This is a genomic window from Pseudomonas sp. OST1909 (genome assembly GCF_015277575.1).
GTDB lineage: Bacteria > Pseudomonadota > Gammaproteobacteria > Pseudomonadales > Pseudomonadaceae > Aquipseudomonas > Aquipseudomonas synxantha_A.
Genome location: NZ_CP063780.1, coordinates 877,081 through 895,570, shown reverse-complemented (window position 1 = coordinate 895,570; position 18,490 = coordinate 877,081). Strand labels below are relative to the sequence as shown.

Annotated in this window: 14 protein-coding genes; 11 read left to right on the top strand and 3 right to left on the bottom strand. The window is 59.8% G+C overall.

Going from position 1 to position 18,490, the window contains the following annotated elements; all coding sequences use genetic code 11:
• The first annotated feature begins 212 nt into the window (after positions 1–212).
• From IH404_RS03855 to IH404_RS03805, 11 genes are all read left to right on the top strand, one after another.
• A complete protein-coding gene (locus IH404_RS03855) occupies positions 213–512 on the top strand; it encodes a type II toxin-antitoxin system RelE/ParE family toxin (RefSeq protein WP_005784367.1) in 300 nt (99 codons plus the stop codon).
• Positions 513–515: 3 nt separating this feature from the next.
• On the top strand, positions 516–803 hold the full coding sequence (locus IH404_RS03850; RefSeq protein ID WP_005784366.1) for an addiction module antidote protein: 288 nt from the start codon (positions 516–518) through the stop codon (positions 801–803).
• 96 nt (positions 804–899) lie between these two features.
• Positions 900–1,292: a DUF2946 domain-containing protein gene (locus tag IH404_RS03845; RefSeq protein ID WP_005784364.1), complete on the top strand. Its 393-nt coding sequence runs from the start codon at positions 900–902 to the stop codon at positions 1,290–1,292.
• 47 nt (positions 1,293–1,339) lie between these two features.
• The gene (locus IH404_RS03840; RefSeq protein ID WP_005784362.1) at positions 1,340–1,822 is read left to right on the top strand and encodes a copper chaperone PCu(A)C; all 483 of its coding nucleotides are present in this window, start codon (positions 1,340–1,342) and stop codon (positions 1,820–1,822) included.
• 9 nt (positions 1,823–1,831) lie between these two features.
• On the top strand, positions 1,832–2,221 hold the full coding sequence (locus IH404_RS03835) for a DUF2946 domain-containing protein (RefSeq protein WP_032803236.1): 390 nt from the start codon (positions 1,832–1,834) through the stop codon (positions 2,219–2,221).
• A 93-nt stretch (positions 2,222–2,314) separates the two neighbouring features.
• On the top strand, positions 2,315–4,375 hold the full coding sequence (locus IH404_RS03830; protein ID WP_005784358.1) for a TonB-dependent copper receptor: 2,061 nt from the start codon (positions 2,315–2,317) through the stop codon (positions 4,373–4,375).
• A gap of 118 nt (positions 4,376–4,493) precedes the next feature.
• A complete protein-coding gene (locus IH404_RS03825; RefSeq protein ID WP_194439974.1) occupies positions 4,494–5,876 on the top strand; it encodes a PepSY domain-containing protein in 1,383 nt (460 codons plus the stop codon).
• A gap of 151 nt (positions 5,877–6,027) precedes the next feature.
• Positions 6,028–8,136 carry a TonB-dependent receptor gene (locus tag IH404_RS03820; protein ID WP_194439973.1) on the top strand — a complete coding sequence of 703 codons (2,109 nt, stop codon included), beginning with the start codon at positions 6,028–6,030 and terminating at the stop codon, positions 8,134–8,136.
• A complete protein-coding gene (locus IH404_RS03815) occupies positions 8,136–8,924 on the top strand; it encodes an ABC transporter ATP-binding protein (protein WP_194439972.1) in 789 nt (262 codons plus the stop codon). Before IH404_RS03820 ends, IH404_RS03815 begins: the two co-directional genes overlap by 1 nt.
• Entirely contained in the window at positions 8,921–9,871 is a 951-nt protein-coding gene (locus IH404_RS03810) for an ABC transporter substrate-binding protein (protein WP_194439971.1), read from the top strand. The genes IH404_RS03815 and IH404_RS03810 overlap by 4 nt, the downstream gene beginning before the upstream one ends.
• Positions 9,868–10,878, top strand: a complete 1,011-nt coding sequence (locus IH404_RS03805; RefSeq protein WP_194439970.1) for an iron ABC transporter permease — start codon at positions 9,868–9,870, stop codon at positions 10,876–10,878. Before IH404_RS03810 ends, IH404_RS03805 begins: the two co-directional genes overlap by 4 nt.
• Positions 10,879–10,880: 2 nt before the next feature.
• Here the strand turns inward: IH404_RS03805 and IH404_RS03800 are convergent, their stop codons facing one another.
• The 3 genes from IH404_RS03800 to IH404_RS03790 form a co-directional block, all read right to left on the bottom strand.
• A complete protein-coding gene (locus tag IH404_RS03800; protein ID WP_194439969.1) occupies positions 10,881–16,784 on the bottom strand; it encodes a DUF4329 domain-containing protein in 5,904 nt (1,967 codons plus the stop codon).
• A 281-nt stretch (positions 16,785–17,065) separates the two neighbouring features.
• Entirely contained in the window at positions 17,066–17,710 is a 645-nt protein-coding gene (locus IH404_RS03795; RefSeq protein ID WP_194439968.1) for a hypothetical protein, read from the bottom strand.
• Between the two features lie 76 nt (positions 17,711–17,786).
• Positions 17,787–18,359, bottom strand: coding sequence for a DUF4329 domain-containing protein (locus IH404_RS03790; RefSeq protein ID WP_194439967.1), 573 nt, complete (start codon positions 18,357–18,359; stop codon positions 17,787–17,789).
• Positions 18,360–18,490 lie beyond the last annotated feature (131 nt).

Genomic DNA, 18,490 nt, shown 5'->3' with positions numbered 1-18,490 from the left:
TACGAAGAACTACGCAAATCCTAGTTGCTTATCTACCCCCCTCAAAAAGCGACCCATCTTACAAATCCTTCCGAACAACCTGGCTGGTCGAGCCTAATCCTGCGCCCTAACGTCGCCTCACGCGGTTTTGCAGCATCGCCCACGATGGAGATGCACTGCTTTTGCAGTGCGTCGCGACTTGCCATCCTGTATCCCATGGAATACGCTCAAAGATGAATCACTTCAAGAAGTCAAAACCTTTTCAGGAGTGGCTTGACGCGTTACGCAGTGAACCTGCCCGGGCACGCATATTGGCAAGGTTGAAAAACGCACAATCAGGCAATTTCGGGGACTGTGAAGCAGTAGGAAATGGCGTATCGGAAATGCGCATTCATTACGGGCCTGGATACCGAGTTTATTTCATACGTAGAGACGAGGTGATTTATCTGTTGTTGATAGGAGGCGACAAATCAACGCAGAAACGAGACATCCAACGAGCAAAGCAAATTGCAGAAAGATTTGAAAAGGAATAACCGATGACTGAATTTACCGACTTCGATGTAGCGGAACACCTCAAAACCCCCGGGGACATGGCCGAATATCTTGAAGCCTGTTTCGAGGAGGATGCGGGTGATGGCTTGCTTATTCGTTCAGCTCTCAACGACATCGCCCGTGCCCAAGGCATGACCCAAGTAGCCCGTGATGCCGGCCTTGGACGTGAAAGCTTGTACAAAGCCCTCTCCAGCACGGGCAATCCCGAGTTTGGGACTATCATGAAAGTCATGAAAGCATTGGGCCTCAAGCTTCATGCCACAGCGATCTGATAGCACTGCGACACCAAACCACACCGCCCCTTTTTACTTATCCCCCCCGATCAGGCTAAATACCCCCTGATCGTTTAACCCTACGGATTATCCGCCATGGCCCGTCAACGCTTTGCAATTGCCTGGATCGCCTGCCTTGCAGTGCTGTTCAATGCGTTTGCCATGCCGTTGGCCAGTGCGATGCAGCAGACTGATGACCCGGTCAAGCGTCTGATGTGGGGTGGGTTCTGTTCGTCCAATGGTGCCAGCCTGAAGGCGATTGCCCTGGGCAAGCTGGAAATCCCGGCAGCGCCGGACGATCACTCTGCCATGCAGCATTGCTGGTGTTGCTCGGGCTCGGCGCCGTTGGTGGCGTTGCCGGGGCATGTGCCGCAGCTGTATGTGACGCGCTTCGAGGCGGTGCAGAGCCTGCCACCACGCTTATTGCGCAATCCCACCCCGCGCCAGCAATGGCCAAGCCTTAACCCTCGCGCCTCCCCAACGGTCTGATCTTCTTCGCAAGTGAACTGCGTTTGGAACCGTTCTGGAGAACTGCCATGCTTAAATCTTCCCTGCTTCTGGCTGCGTTGCTGTTGCCGGTGTTCAGTGCTGCCAATGCCGATGACTACAAGGCCGGCGACCTGTTGGTGAGCGATCCCTGGTCCCAGGAGCTGCCACCGAATGCGCCGACCGTGGCGGCCTACTTTGTGATTCATAACACCGGGGCTGCTCCGGATCGCCTGCTCAGCGTTGAAACCAGCGTCGCGGAGAAAGCCGAGCTGCACGAGCATGTGATGCAAGGCGACTTGATGAAGATGCAGCAAGTGCCCAGCGTTGCCGTACCGGCCAAGGGTGAGCTGACCTTCGCGCCGATGGCTTATCACGTGATGCTGCTGGGCCTCAAAGACCGCAGCCTGTTGGCCGATGGCAAGCAATTCCCACTGACCCTGACCTTCGAGAAAGCAGGCAAGGTTCAGGTGCAAGTGTCGGTGCAGAAGGTCCCGCCGATGGCCACGCAAGAGCATAAGCACACTCACTAGACCTACCCGATGGGCGCCCCCCGCGCCAGGTTGTCTCCGCACCGCCGTCTGATGCGCGGCAGTTGGATCAGCCTGTTCGCCATGCTGATGATCTTCATCGGTCCGCTGATTTCCCAAGCGATGCCGATGGATCATCACGCCGGTATGTCCATGGACATGCCCGCGTGCCACGGCGAGCCCAAGCCGACCAAAACCCCCGACGAACATCATGTCCTCTGGGAGAAATGCGGCTATTGCAGCCTGCTGTTCAGTTGCCCGGCCCTGCCCGGCAGCGTCTCCTACGTAACGCTCGGCACCCCGCCGCCAGCCAACGCGCTCATCCCCGCCCCCCGCCTGGGCCATGCTCGGCAGAGCATCTTCCCTGGCGCCCGCAGTCGTGCGCCGCCCATCGTGTCGTAAGCCCTTCACCGCGTTACTTCACCCCGGCCGACTTCAATTAGACAGCCGCAGGCTGCTGGCCGTGTTGTTTACGATTGATTGATGGAATTTGTCATGTCCAGGTTTTCTGCTGACACCCGTTTGGGCGCTGCCCCTGTTTTCGCCGCTCTGTGCGGCGCACTGCTTGCCCCCTACGCCCATGCGCATGAACACGAGCTGAGCCCCACGGTGATCACCGCGATCGCCCCCAGCTCGCCCCTCACCGTTGTCACCAACCCCAAGGATCCACGCCAGCCGGTGCCCGCCAGCGATGGCGGCGACTACCTCAAGACCATCCCCGGCTTCGCCCTGGTGCGCAACGGCGGCACCAACGGCGACCCGGTGCTGCGCGGCATGTTCGGCTCGCGCCTGAACATCCTTACCAACGGCGGCATGATGCTCGGCGCCTGCCCAGGCCGAATGGATGCGCCGACTTCGTATATTTCGCCGGAAACCTACGACAAGCTCACCGTGATCAAAGGCCCGCAAACCGTACTCTGGGGCCCGGGCGCGTCGGCCGGTACGATCCTGTTCGAGCGTGAGCCCGAGCAGTTCGGCGAACTGGGCACGCGGGTCAACGCCAGTGTGCTGGCAGGTTCCAACGGGCGTTTCGACAAGGTCATCGATGCCGCTGCCGGCGGCCCATTGGGCTATGTGCGGGTGATCGGCAACCAGGCCCATGCCGACGACTACAAGGACGGCAACAACGACACTGTCGCCTCGCGCTATGACAAGTGGAATGGCGATGTGGCGGTGGGTTTCACCCCCGACGCCGACACGCTGCTGGAACTCACCGCCGGCCGTGGCGACGGTGAAGCGCGCTACGCAGGACGCGGTATGGATGGCTCGCAATTCCTGCGCGAAAGCCTCGGGCTGCGCTTCGAAAAATCCAACCTCGGCGAGGTGCTGGACAAGGTCGAGGCCCAGGTCTATTACAACTACGCCGACCACGTCATGGACAACTACAGCCTGCGCGTCCCTTCGGGCACCGGCATGATGGCCGGGCCCATGGCCTCTAACGTCGACCGTCGCACCCTGGGCGGTCGCCTCAAGGCAACCTGGCGCTGGGCCGATGTGCAACTGATCGGCGGCCTGGACGCACAGACCAACGAGCACCGCGCGCGCAGCAGCATGGGCATCGACACCTACAAGGACCTGCCGCGCAACAAGGACGCCAACTTCCACAACTACGGGGTATTCGGCGAGCTGACCTGGTACGCCGCCGACAACGACCGCCTGATCACCGGCGCCCGCCTGGACCGCGCCTCAGCCAAGGATTTCCGGCAACGCACCGGCTCGGCAATGATGAGCCGCCCCAACCCCACCGCCGACGACACCCGCGCAGACACCTTGCCATCGGGCTTTGTGCGCTACGAGCACGACCTGGCGGACACGCCCACGACCGTCTATGCGGGCCTGGGTCACGCTGAACGCTTTCCGGATTACTGGGAACTGTTCTCCCCCAACACCGGCGCGGTCGGCTCGGTGAATGCCTTTGACGGCGTGAAGCCCGAGAAGACCACGCAGCTGGATTTCGGCGCGCAATACAAAACCGCCGACCTCGAAGCCTGGGCCTCGGGTTACGTCGGCCAGGTGCACGACTTCATCCTGTTCGACTACCGGCCCGGCATGATGGGCACCACTTCCCAGGCGCGCAATGTCGACGCGCGCATCATGGGCGGCGAGTTGGGTGCGGCCTACAAGCTGAGCCGCAACTGGAAAGCCGACGCCAGCCTCGCCTACGCCTGGGGCAAGAACAGCAGCGATGGCAAAGCCCTGCCGCAGATGCCGCCGCTGGATGCACGCCTGGGCCTGACCTACAGCGAAGACGACTGGAGTGCCGGCGCCTTGTGGCGCGTGGTCGCGGCGCAAAACCGCATCGACCAGAACAAGGGCAACGTGGTCGGCAAGGACTACGACAAGAGCGGCGGTTTTGGCGTGTTCTCGCTGAACGCTGCGTACCGCATCAATAAGAACTTCAAGGTCAGTACCGGAGTCGACAATCTGTTCGGCAAGGCTTATGCCGAGCATTTGAACCTGGCGGGTAACGCAGGCTTCGGCTACCCGGCCAACGACCCGCAAGCCATCAAGGAGCCGGGGCGTACGCTCTGGACCAAGGTGGACATGAGCTTCTAAAAGCATCGCAGGCAAGCCAGCTCCCACAGGTGGAATACAGTCCCATGTGGGAGCTGGCTTGCCTGCGATGACGATGTAACAGACCAAGAAAAATCAAAAGCCTCATGCGGAGCAGCCGATGACCACACAAAAGATTTCCTTCTACAACCTGGCCTGGCGCTGGCACTTCTACGCCGGTCTCTTTGTCGCCCCTTTCATGGTGCTGCTGGCCCTGACCGGCATCATCTACCTGTTCAAACCCCAGCTCGACCCGCTGATGTACGGCCACCTGCTCACCGTACCCGCCGCCGAGCACGCTCTGAGCGCCGACGAACTGCTGCAACGCGCCAAAGACGCCTACCCCCAGGCCGCGATCAGCAAATACCTGCCGCCTGCCGACGCCACCAGCAGCGCGCAGTTCGTGATGCACAACCAGGACCGCGAAATCAGCGTATTCGTCGACCCGTATCGCGGCACAGTCCTGGGTGAGCAGGACGCCAAATACAACCTGCAGGCCATTGCCCGCGCCCTGCACGGCGAGCTGATGATCGGCACCACCGGCGACCGCCTGATAGAACTCGCCGCCGGCTGGGGCGTCATGCTGGTGGTGTCCGGCCTGTACCTGTGGTGGCCGCGTGGCAAGTCATCGGCTGGCGTATTGTGGCCGCGTCTCAACAGCCGTGGCCGCTTGTTCTGGCGTGACCTGCACGCTGTCGCCGGCTTCTGGGGCGCGGCATTTCTGCTGGTGATGCTGCTCAGCGGCATGACCTGGACCGGTTTCTGGGGCAAGCAATACGCCGACCTGTGGAACACCTTCCCGGCGGCGATGTGGAACAACGTGCCGCAGTCCGACCAGCAGGCACGCGTGCTTAACACGGCCACCCAACAGACCGTGCCCTGGGCCATGGAAAACACGCCGATGCCGATGTCCGGCGACCACGCCGAACACATGAAGCATGGCGCCATGCACTCAGGCCCTGCCGCGCCAAGCGTGCGCCTGCAACAAGTGGTCGACCTGGCCAATGCGCGCGGCGTGGAGCCCGGCTACAGCATCGCCTTCCCCACCACCGCCACGGGGGTATTCACCGTCGCGGTGTTCGCCAACGACCCGCGCAATGACGCCACCCTGCATGTGGACCAGTACACCGGCAAGGTCCTGGCCGATGTGCGTTGGGAACATTACAACCTGGTCGCCCGCGCCACCGAGACCGGCGTGATGCTGCATGAAGGCAAGATGTTCGGCTGGGTCAACCAACTGATCGTGCTGGTGATCTGCCTGATGATCCTGCTCAGTGCGGTCAGCGGCGTGGTGATCTGGTGGAAGCGTCGCCCTGCCGGTGGCGTGGGTGTTCCGCCGTTGCGTCATGACCTGCCAAGGTGGAAAACCGCGATGGTGATCATGCTGGGCCTGGCACTTGTTTTCCCGCTGGTGGGGGCGTCGCTGATCGTGGTGTGGGTACTGGATCGTCTGGTGCTGTCGCGCTTTTTTGGCCAAGGTGAATCCGCTTCAGGTTCCGCATGAAACAGGCGAGATGCCCAATCCAGGGGGCTTGTGTAGCCTTGCGCAGACTTTTTCCCCGCAGCCGATAAGTGTTAACTTATAACACTTTCTGCGCTATCGTTGCTCGCCGCGCCCTGCGGCGAGTACCTCTCAAGAAGCGACTGATCGACCGATGAACAACTACCTTGCGAGCGGCCTGTGCCTGCTCGCCCTGCATACCAACGCCCAGGCCCTGACCCTGCCCGCCAGCCCCATTACCGCACCGGCAGTGGATAGTGAGCGCGTTGACCTCAACACCCCGACCACCGCCGGTTCGCGCCTGAATCTCACAGCGCTGCAAACCCCCGGCAGCGTTGAAAGCCAGACCGGCGCCCAGATCCGCGAACGTGGCGACGCCAGCGTGCAGGACGCCATCTCCCGCGCCACCGGCATCAGCCGCACCGGCACGCCGGGCGACGGCGGCACCTCGTTGCAGGCCCGTGGTTTTACCGGCCAAAGCTCGGTTATGCAACTGTACGACGGCAACCGTATGTACACCGGCATGGGCACCTCCACCTTCCCGGTGGACAGCTGGGCAGTAGAGCGGGTGGACGTGCTGCGCGGCCCGGCCTCGGTGCTGTATGGCGAAGGCGCCACCGGTGCGGTGATCAACACGATCTCGAAAAAACCCTTCGCGGGTGAGATCGAAAACCATATCCGCCTTGGCTACGGCTCCTACGACCGCCAGCAGCAAGCCCTCGACAGCGGCGGCTCGCTGACCGACACCTTAAGCTACCGCTTGAACCTCAACCGCCTGCGCAGCAACGGTTTTATCGACCGTGGCGATTCCAGCAGCGATTTCGTCAGCGGCGCCCTGCGCTGGCAACCAGCCGACAACCTGAGTTTCACCCTGGCCAGCGACTACGGTGATCAGCGCCCACAAAACTACTTCGGCACGCCCCTGGTCAACGGCCAGTTGCACAAGGGCCTGCGCGACAAGAACTACAACGTCAGCAACGACACCCAGCACTACAACGACCAGTGGACGCGCCTGACCAGCGAGTGGCAACTCAACGACAACGTCAGCGCCACCAACGAGCTGTACTACCTGAAAAACCAGCGTCGCTGGCAGAACGCCGAGAACTACAACTTCACCAACGGCCAACTGACCCGCAGCGGCAACTTCGGTATCAAGCACGATCAGGAACAGGTGGGCGACCGCCAGACCTTCACCTTCAAGCACACCCTGTTCGGCCTCGATAGCCAGACCGTAGCGGGCGTGGAATACAACCGCATCCGCTTTCGCCTGGCGAGCAACACGCCGTTTAATGATGTGCTGAAAACCGGCCAACCCATCGACCTGTATCACCCAACGCCCGCGCCGTTTGCCAGTAAAGACCCGTTCAACCCGGTATTTTCCACTACGACCAAAACCTTCGCAGGGTTTGCTGAAAACCGCTTGCAGTTGACCGACCAACTCACGCTGATCACCGGTATCCGCCGCGACTACGCACATATCGACCGCGACGACCTGCGCACTGGCGGCCAATCCGACAAAACCCTCACCGGCAATAACTGGAAAGCCGGCCTGGTCTACGCGATCACCCCGGACACCTCGGTCTACGGCCAGTACGCCACCAGCAACGACGGCGTCGGCGGGCTGATCTCGCTGAGCCCGAGCCAGCAACAGTTCGACCTGTCTACCGCCAAACAGACCGAGGTCGGCATCAAACAAGCGTTCTGGGATGCCCGCGGAGAATGGACCCTGGCCGCCTACCACATCGTCAAAAAGAAGCTGCTGACGGATGTGCCGGGTGAGCCGGACTTCAAGCAGCAAGTCGGCCAACAATCCTCCAACGGCCTGGAGGCCAGCCTCGACTTGCAACTGCCCCACGCCTGGCAGTTGCAGGCCAACGCTGCCATCGTGCGGGCGCAGTACGACGACTTCAAACAAGACGTCAACGGCGTACAGGTCTCCCGCGACGGCAACCGCCCGGTGGACGTTCCGCGCCGCACCGCCAACCTGTGGCTGAGCAAGGCCGTGACCGACAACGTGCGTGCCGCTGCCGGTGTGCGTTACGTCGACGCGCGCTATGCCGATATGGCCAACCAGAGCGAGCTGCCGAGCTATACCGTGGTCGATGCCACGCTGTCGTGGAAAGCCATGCGCAACACCACGCTGGGCCTGCAACTCAATAACCTGTTCGATCGCACTTATGCGGTCAGCCAGTACAACGATGGGCAGCAGTGGATTCTGGGTGTACCTCGCTCCATGTTCATTACCGCGGACTACACCTTCTAATGACCTCACTTACCCTCACCGACCTGGCTTGGACTCCACCCGGCCACAACCTCTGCCATCACCAGTTCCAACTGCGTGACGCCAGCCTGCGCGTCGGTGCCGGGGAGTTTGTCGGGCTGATCGGGCCTAACGGCAGTGGCAAGACCAGCCTGTTGCGCTGCGCCTATCGGTTCACCCGGCCAGAACAGGGTGATGTATCGCTTGCGCACCAGAATGTCTGGAAGCAAAGCGCAAAATGGTGCGCGCAACGCATCGCCGTGGTGCTGCAGGAGTTTCCCGATACCTTCGGCTTACGCGTGGATGAGGTGGTCGCCATGGGACGCACACCCCACAAGGGTTTGTTCGACAGCGACACACCGCACGACCAGCAACTGATCCTTCAAGCGCTGGAATCGGTGGGTATGCATGGCTTCGAGGACCATGCCTTCGCGACCCTGTCCGGCGGTGAAAAACAGCGCGTCATTCTTGCCCGCGCCCTGGCCCAGCAACCGCAACTGTTGATCCTAGACGAGCCGACCAACCACCTCGACCCGCGTTATCAACTTGAGCTGCTCAGGCTGGTCAGGCGTTTGAACATCGGCACCCTGGCCAGCATCCACGACCTCAATCTGGCCGCCGCCTTCTGTGATCGCCTGTACGTGATCCACCACGGGCGCATCGTCGCCAGCGGCACGCCCCACGAAGTGCTGACCGCCGCGTTGCTGCGCGACGTGTTTGGCGTCGAGGCCTTGATCGACACTCACCCCTTGGACGGCTACCCACGAATCACTTGGATAACCCAGCCATGATCCTGCGCATCCTGCTGTCTCTGCCTCTGTTGCTCGGCACTGCCGCCCAAGCACTCGCCGAAAGCACCCAATACCCGCTGACCATCAAAAGTTGCAACCGCGACGTGACCTTCCAGCAAGCCCCACAACACGCGGTCAGCCATGACATCAACATGACCCAGATGATGCTCGCCCTGGGCCTCAAGCCACGCATGGCCGGCTACAGCGGCGTGACCGGCTGGAAGTCAGTACCGCCGCAAATGGCCGCGCTCTTCGACGGCCTGCCGGAACTGGCGAGCAAGTACCCATCGGTGGAAACCCTGCTCAACGCCAACGTGGATTTCTTCTTCGCCGGCTGGGGTTACGGTATGCGCGTGGGCGGCGATCTCACTCCGCACACCCTGCAACCCTTGGGCATCAATGTGTATGAGTTGACCGAGTCATGTGCGTTCGTGATGAAGCGCCCAGCCGCAAGCCTCGACGATACCTATAACGACCTGCGCAACCTGGGCAGGATCTTCGACGTGCAGGATCGTGCCAATACCCTTATCGCCCAGATGCAGGCGCAAGTGGCCGAGGTGCAAAAAGACCTGCCCGCCGACAAGCCACGGGTGTTCCTTTACGACAGCGGCGAAGACCGCGCCATGACCTCGGGCCGCCTGGGCATGCCCCAGGCGCTGATCGACGCCGCCGGCGGGCGCAACATCCTCGATGACATCGACGCCAGCTGGACCCGGGTCAACTGGGAAACCGTCGTCGAGCGCAACCCCCAAGTCATCGTGATTGTCGACTACAGCGAGGTCACCGCCGAACAGAAGAAACAGTTCCTGCTCAACCACCCTGCACTGCAATCAGTGGAGGCGATCAAGCACCAGCGCTTCATCGTGATCCCCTATATGCAAGCCACACCAAGCATCGACAACGTGCTGGCGGTTGAAACCCTGGCCAAGGGGTTTCACGGCGAATGATCACCCGTCACTACGTCCTGTTATTAAGCGCCCTGGGTGCCTTGTTGCTGGTCTCCTGCGTGATCTCCCTGGGGTTCGGTTCGGCGCGGGTGCCCGTGGACGTGGTAGGGCGAATTTTGCTGAACAAGGTGTTCGGCTTGGGTGTGGTGGACTGGAGCATGGGCCAGGAACACATCGTCTGGCTGATCCGTGTACCGCGCATGATGCTGGGGGCGCTGGTAGGCGCCGGGTTGGCGCTGATTGGCGCAGTGCTGCAGGCGGTCACGCGCAACTCGCTGGCCGACCCGCACCTGCTCGGTGTGACCTCCGGCGCCACCCTCGGCGCGGTGATCGTGGTGCTGCACGTGGGTGAAATCATCGGCCTGCTGACCTTGCCCCTCGCCGCCTTTATCGGTGCGCTGCTGAGCATGTTGGTGGTGCTGGCCGTAGCCAGTCGCAACGGCCGCCTGGAAAGTGATCGCCTGTTGCTGTGTGGTGTCGCGGTGTCATTCGTGATGATGGCGGTGGCCAACCTGCTGCTGTTCATGGGTGACCACCGCGCCGCCTCGGCGGTGATGTTCTGGATGCTCGGCGGGCTGGGGCTGGCGCGCTGGGAACTGCTGGCGGTCCCTACCGCCACCATCCTGCTCGGGCTGGCCCTGCTGCTGGGCATGGCCCGTGCGCTCAATGCCCTGATGGCCGGCGAACAGACCGCCGTGACCCTGGGCCTGAACGCACGCAACGTGCGGCTCAAGGTGTTCCTGATTGCGTCGCTGATGACCGGCGTGCTGGTGTCCATCAGCGGCTCCATCGGCTTTGTCGGGCTGATGGTGCCGCACATCGCCCGGCGCCTGGTGGGTGCCGAGCACCGACGCTTGCTGCCGGTATGCGTGCTGCTGGGGAGCGTGTTCCTGGTGTGGGTCGATGTGGCCGCGCGCACCTTGATTGCTCCCGAAGACTTGCCGATTGGCGTGGCCACGGCAGCGATCGGCGGGTTATTTTTTATCGGATTGATGCGTAAGCGTTGAAGTCAGAGTTCAATCCTGTCCCGTTTATTGTTCCGTTCATACCAGAACTCGCTGATTGGCGAATCGGACGGCTCTGGCGTGCAGTTCCACTCGTTACCCACTACGCTCAAGCGTGTCCAGAAAGCGTCGACAACCAACACCGACAGGCTGCCCTGAGACCGCAATCGAAGGATCAGCGAACAGGGGTCTGGTGCATCACCTGGGCCGAGCAAGATGGTTTCAGCCGATGTGAACGTCGGTACGTACTTAAGCAGGGCGCCGCCCTGACTGGAAAAGTAGCAACTCTTGGCATCGGGCGCATTGCTCTTGATCACCGAGAGATAGTCGCGCAGGTCATCCTTGGAAAGGAAGTTGTTCAACAGTCGTTGACCCTTAGACCCACGGCTGGATGTCGAAGGCATCGCTTTGTAGAACGCCTGCACGGCAGCGATCTTGTAGGTGCTCAGTGCATTGTTGGCGGGTACATCGAACCCGGCATGATCAATCCAGAACAACAGTTCTCGCGTACTTGCCCCTGCGGTGCCCTGATCCTCCACCGGATCAATCGCAACATAGCCTTGGATTTGATCTGGCATCAGTACCGCCCCCAGATACTGCTTACCCAGGAAAGGCGCTACCAGGCCTTGGGCATAACGCGCCGCATCATCGGGATAAAGAAACAACGGCCCACAGAACGAATGAAAATGCGGGTCGTCTGCAAACGCATGGGGCGCTCTTTTCGGCACCCATTGCGCCGTCACCCGCTCTTTCCTGCCCCAGACGTCACTGGTCACACGGACATCCAATTTCCCCCTGGCAGCCAGGCGGCGCACATAGTCGCGCACTGTGAGGGTACCTTTGAGCAATTGCGTGCGTTCAACGGCCGCGGTGCTCGTCCAGTCGTACAGTGACGCCGTCCTTTGCACCAGGTATTTGAGTAGCGCACCATCAGCACACAGCAGATACAGCGCCAGAGCCTTGCCGTTGCGTGCGTAGAAGAGGAAGCTCAGCGCCTTACCGATGTGTTGGGGCGCGAAAAAGCTCTGCGACATTTCATCACTGGCCGGGGCAATCGCCACATTCGAAGCACACAGATACATGCCGTCGAGCACATAACCTTGGGGCAACTGGCCGTTGATAAAAACCCGCCTGAAATCGTCAAATTCCTCTCTGACAAGCGGCAGGGTCGTCATGTACAGCGATTTTTTCACCGCCTTGAATACATAACCGAACGATACAGCGGCTTGCGGCTTCGCCATGCGCTGGGCGTAGCGGACAGCATCGAGCGCCCGGGTAAAGATCGGGCCACAGGGCGAGTCGAACAATACCTGGCGAATATCCCCAGGATTGGGCGGCGTGTTAAACGCCGCAAATTCGCCTCTTATCCGCCTGGGCTGCCCCCATACCCGGTCACCTTTGACCACACTCAACTCACCGGCCTTCGCCACCACCGTAACAAATTCCAGCGGCGTGAGCGCCCCACTGCGGATTTGCTGCTCGACGCTGTTGTCACCGTAATCACCCTTGACCTGATCCAGCGCTGCCAGACGCTTCTTGAGTAGCAACTCCTCGGCAGAGCCCGACAGTTGGTAACTCAGGATTGATCCATTGAACCCGAACACATATTCACGCTTGATATGGACCTCACGGTGCAACAGTCTCGACAGTACCGCGCTCGGTATCATGCTTTGGTAGATGGCTTTCTGGGTGGTGGACAGCAACAGCGGCACCTCCTGATCCTTCAACGACCGATATCGCCCCACAATCGTGCTGTTCCCCGGATAAAGTCCCACAGCAACCGACTGATCCGGAAAAATCCAATTAAGCGCAAAACCTTGGGGCGGTATCGCCAAAGGCGCTGTCGAGGCAAACAGACCACCGGCCAGCCTGAGAATCACCCCGCCATAAGCGCGGCCGCTCCCGTGGCTGATTTGAGACGCTGCGTAGCAGGCCGCATCATCAGGGTTGGCGAAGGCGGGACTCAAACTGCGCGGCGTCAAGTTCTGGTAACCGGCCCAGGTTTTAGCCACCACGCCTTTTTCATCCCAGCACTGGCTGGTCCGTACCACATAGAAGGCGTTCGGCGCCCACGCCCTGATGAAGTCACGGGGTTGCAACTGGCCGGAGTTCAATTGCAACTCAGACTGATCCAACAGCATAGCTGCCGCACCGCCAACGGTTACGTCGAGCGGTACGGGCTCATAACGCAACAGCGCACCATCAAGGGTTGAAAAATAAATCGGCAGGCTTTTCGCGCTACCTCGATTGGCTTCATAAAGTGAGGCATATAACGTTTGAGGCGTGACAAAAAACCGGGTTAACCACTCGATCGAAGCATTCAGCCCTGCGCGCGCCCATTGTTGCGAGCGAAACAGCCCATGCTGTACAAAGCCATCGGGAAGCTGGTACTCGTTCAGGCTTATCAATTTATAAAAGTTGAAGCGATTGAACAGGTCACCGTCCCGGGCGGCACCCACCACCTCGCTCGCAACGTACTCTTCCTTGTCCTTGTGTTTGAGGATAAATGCATAGCACGCCTCCTCTGGAAAATTACGCCCATGCACCCGTCCATGAAGGTCGCGGGCCGCGTCGTCGGCACGGGTGAACACGGCACCGTGGGTGACATAATCAAGTGGGCCGGACCTTGGGGCATAGACATAATTGGCCGTCCAGTTAGCGTAGATCACCGAGCGCGGCCCCCACAATGGGTTGCCCTGGATGACGCTGAAATCACCCGCCTCGGCGAGTCGCTGTACCCATTCGGCAAGTTTGACCTGCCCGCTATCGAGGCGTCGCTGCAGGCTGTTGTCCCCGGCCTGGGGGCTGACATTGGCCAGCAGCGTCGTTTCTGCCGAAGACTTGTTTGGGGTGTATTCCAACAAACAATTCGGTGCCGCCGAGAGATAGGCCACTCGCCCGGCCGGAATAATCGAGTACATTTCAGTGCAGGAAAATACCTGCTGATTGATCAGCGCCTCGTCCCGTGTCCAGCCGCGACGCACGATCGGTACCGGGTCGGCCATGGACAGTTCGAGGTGAGAGCCGTAACGCCCGTGCAACACATAGGGTTCCGGTGGGATCAACGGGCCTCGGTGACTGGCAGGGAAAAACAGCGTGTACAAGAATGGATTGTCGTTGCTTTCTATAGGCTCGGTAATCACAAAGCGACCGTCTTCGCCTTTGAGCACGTAACCGCCATAGTAACGATCCCGTCGATTGCCGATTTGCTCATGGGCGTACACCGCCGCGTCGCGCGCCGAGAGAAACGAACGGCTAAATGTCGCCGTATAGAACGGCACCAGCAGGCGGTCATCCACTGGACCCACGTGGCGCCACAGGCCACCCGCCTGTACCACCGACAGATCGGTTGCGCTAATAACCCGACGTACATAAGTGCGCGGGCTAAGCGTGCCATCGAGCAAGCCGGCTTGCGCACCGTTATCGTGTAGCCCACCGGTGCTGGATTCCTGCACCAGCTCGGAGGTGGCCGTGGCCTCGGGCACTCTGAATGCCAGCAACGCTGAATCAGAGGCGTGCATGTACAGGCTCAAGCCACGGGCCGGGTTCTGGATGGCCAGCGTCGCCCGGGCCTGGCGGGTAGCGGCCACCACCTGCGACGGCGTAAAAAAGGCGCTGGCCAACCAGGTTTCCCGGGCCGAGATGTCGTTGGTCTCGTACCAACTGTTGAAGTAGATAGCCTCCAGCCGGTATTGAGAAGGCAGTCGCAACCCGCCATCACGGCGTTTGGGGAATATACCAATAGGCGAAAACAGCGGTTCACTCTTGGGTACCGCCAGCGTCGCTGCGTAGATATCTTCACGCGTATGTTTGAGTACAAATCCAGATTTTGCGCCACTATCGTCGGGGCCGGCGAGTACAAGTGCACGCATCACGGCATGCTCAGGTCGCGAGAAGGCTTCGGTGAAAAAGGGTTGCTGCTGCTGCGCTGTCGCGGGGGTCCTGATGCGCCAGCCTTTGGAGATACGCCCACGAACGCCACCCCAAACCGGGTTAGCAATGACCACCCACAGCTCGCCGGCCTCGGCCAGCATCCTGATGGGATGCTCGAAATCACTGCTGGTCCTACCGGGGCCACCACGCAGTTGCAGATCCAACTTTTTTTCAATTTCCGACCCACTGCTGACGTACTTGAGCAGTACATCATCCGGCCCAGACAAGTAGTGGACCTTGGCAAACGTTCTTTTTTCAAAACTGAAGAGCTGATCAGCAGTGGAATAAAAGTTGTTGAACACTTGCACCTGATCAGCCGTGAAGTGGGGAATTTGGGCCTTGATGTTTTCGGCATCAGCGGGATGGGAGTGATAAAACGCCTCGGCGACGTAATCATCAGGGGCGATGAACTTGCCCTGATCGTCCGTTGCCAACATGCGCCAGTGGTCGAATTGAACGCGTTTTCCCGCTATAGGGTGGGTGGCATAGTAGCGATAACCGCGTTTGAGAATGACACCGCCATACTCGAGGTCGCGCTGCGTACCGATAGCCTCATGTGCCCAACGGGCAGCGTCGTCGGCCGTGATGAAAGCCGGGCTCATCACCGGCTTTGGCATCTTGGCCAAGGGCCGCCACTGTAGCCCCACTTCCCCAACCGTATCCCAAATATGGCTGATCTGTACGACCGACAACGACCCTGCTGCCGCAACACGGGTAACGTATTGTCGCGGGCTTAGCGTACCGGCGAGCAATTGGGCCTGCAGGCTTTCATTGGCACCTGCCCCCTGTTTGTCCTGTTCCATGAGCAACGTTTCGGCAGGCGAACCGGAGAATTCGTACTGCAGCAGTGCGCCATCGGGTGTACGCATATACAACACTAGACCCAATACCGATTCCGCCTCCCGTTCAAGGCCATATTGACGAACCTTGGCGATATAGCGGGACAACTCTGCTGGATGGAAAAAATTCTGGTAAAGCCAGCTCTGTATTGTGGGGACTCCTTGCGTGGCGGGCCTTCCATTAAAATAGAACCCGTGCAGATGAAACCCGGCCGGCAATGTAGGGCCTGACGGCAAGCCCGGGAACCAATAATCGGGAGGCAGTCCGTTCGCGGGTATAACCCGAGGTATCGAGGCAAGGTATTCATTGCCCTGGGTACTTTTCAGAATAAACACCAACCCTTGGCTGGTGGGTTTGCGATCGAGTCGATTTTGAGCATAGGACCAGGCGGCCTCCTCTGTCTCCAGCAGATACCCACAAACGATCTGTTCGGGGCCGCAAGCAAAAGGAACATAAGGCACCCAATCATCTGGAACCGCGCCCAACGAACCACCCCACGCCGAGCTGGTAGCAAGAAAGGTCAGTCGGCCGACCGACGCATATTTTTTGTAGAGACCCTCAATGGTGCCGTCATACGCATGAGGTGATTCCCAGGGGCCATTGGTAGCGAGCCATTGCACAAAACCACTCTCGGCGACGGAACCACTGTGCTCGTACTTGAGCAATGTGCCATTGGGGCCGGACAAATAGGCGACACCAAACACGCCGCGTTCCTGATGCAGGAAAATCATGTCCTCGACTGAGAAGAAACTTACGAAGGTTTCGACCTGTTGTGACGTCCATTTCGGGTTTTGCTTTTGCGTCGTCGCAATACGGTCGGGATGAGAATGCAGACACCCGACAATTTTGTAGCCCGGCGGGTGCAAGAAGTCTTTGGTGGAGCTGTCGCGCTCCAGCAATTTCGTCCAATTGAATACGGTATCCCTGTCTGCAATCGGCTCACTGGCGACAAAGCGCTGGTCTGCCAAACGCTGGAGAATGACACTCCCATACTCGACAGTACGCCGACTGCCGATCTGTTCGTGAACATATCGCGCTGTATCATCGGCACTGACAAATGCCGGGCTTAGAGTACCCAGTTTTAATACAAGCTCTGGAAGGGCAGCGCGCTTCTCACGCGATAGGTCGAGGGTCATGGTAACGTCCTTGAATGATCAAATCCGCCAGCGTTCTCAACGCCTATCGAGAAGCCGGACCTGACGTCATTCTGGACAGCAGGCCTGCCGCCGACGATGTAGATAGTTAGCCGTGTCGATAGCCGGCGCACAGAGGTACAGTCCCGCGACAGTAAAGCCAACAGGCACCTGCCCACGCAAAAATACCCGACTGAGCGGGAACAGCAGGCCTTCGGCATTGACCGGCATACTTGCTGCCCACTGGCCTTTCGCCGATTTGAGAAGGAAGCCGAACATCAACATCAGCTCGCTACGCTCGCCCGCCTGCTCGTGCGCATGACGTGCGCATGACGTGCGGCATCATCCGCGTGATCGAACACCGGCCCCATGGCCCTGTCAGCCGCTGCATACGCGACGCTTTGCGGCGCAGTAAAGCTATTGCCGGGCAGCCAACCGCGCCGCAATGTCTGCGCGTTTCCCCATTGCGCGCTGTTCTGAATCACCGACATCGATGCGACGCTGAGGAGTTGCCACACAAATGCGCTGGGTGTTTTCTGGCCATCACGCAGTTGCAGTTCGCTGCCTTCCAGCAGAAACCCCGGCTGCGTATCCCGACGCGAACGGTAACGCGCAACAATCGTCATGCCAGGGGCAAGCTGTTCCAGAGGGACGTCTTCATCCGGAAAAATCCATTTCGGATCAAAGTTCTCGGTCGGCACCGGCAAGGGCTCGGTGGCGACGAACAAACCGTCCACCCGCCGCAGCAGCAGCCCGCCATAAATAGAGCGCCCTGAGGTACCCAACCGAGTCTGGGCATAACGCACAGCATCATCGGTATTGACGAATGCCGGGCTCAAGGCCCGACGAATGAAATCGGCATAGGGTATCCAGTCCACGCCCAGCTTGCCCTGCTCGTCCCAGCACTCATTGGGCTCGATCACACTCAACCAACATAGCGTTGCAACTTTGACGACGAAATCCCTGGGGTTCAACAACCCGCTGGCCAGGGCCGTGTGTACATCCTCACAACTCGCCGGCTTCGGCCAACATCGGAATGTACTCTTCGAATACATCAATATACTGGCCTGTGTTTTCTACAATGAAGTTTAGAAGTTCCAGCTCCTTGGGTGAACGGCTGGTCACGTACTTGAGGAGGGAACCTTCAGGCCCGGACAAGTAATGCGCCGCTGCCACGCTACGCAGCCGGATGATGTACTCCATGTCAGTACGCGAAAAAATCCCGCGAATGATCGTGCGCTGATCAGTTGTCCAGGTTCCGACGTCGAACTTGTTATTTCCATAAGGATGGGAGTGGTAGAACGCCATGCAGGAGTAACCTGCCGGGAGGATGAGCTTGCCGTCATCCCCCACGGCGCAGACATCGGCCGGAACAAAAGATGCAGATGCACCCGGGATCGGGGTGGTCGCGAAGTAACGGTTGCCGCGCTTGAGAATCGCCCCTCCATATTCTCTGTCACGTCGCTCGCCTATTCGCTCATGCGCCCGATACGCGGCATCATCGGCACTGACAAATGCGGGGCTGAGGGGTGGAAGCGGCGGTGCAGGTGACCCCAAGGGATGTGCGTCATCCATCATTGTGAAACTCCCTGAAAACGATTGAAAGAAGCTGGAAATCTTCAACCCTCACAAGGTCCAGCAGGCACAACATAGTTATCGCATTGACAGAAGCCAGCACCGCCGATAAACAGCCTTAGGCTCGCGGCTCA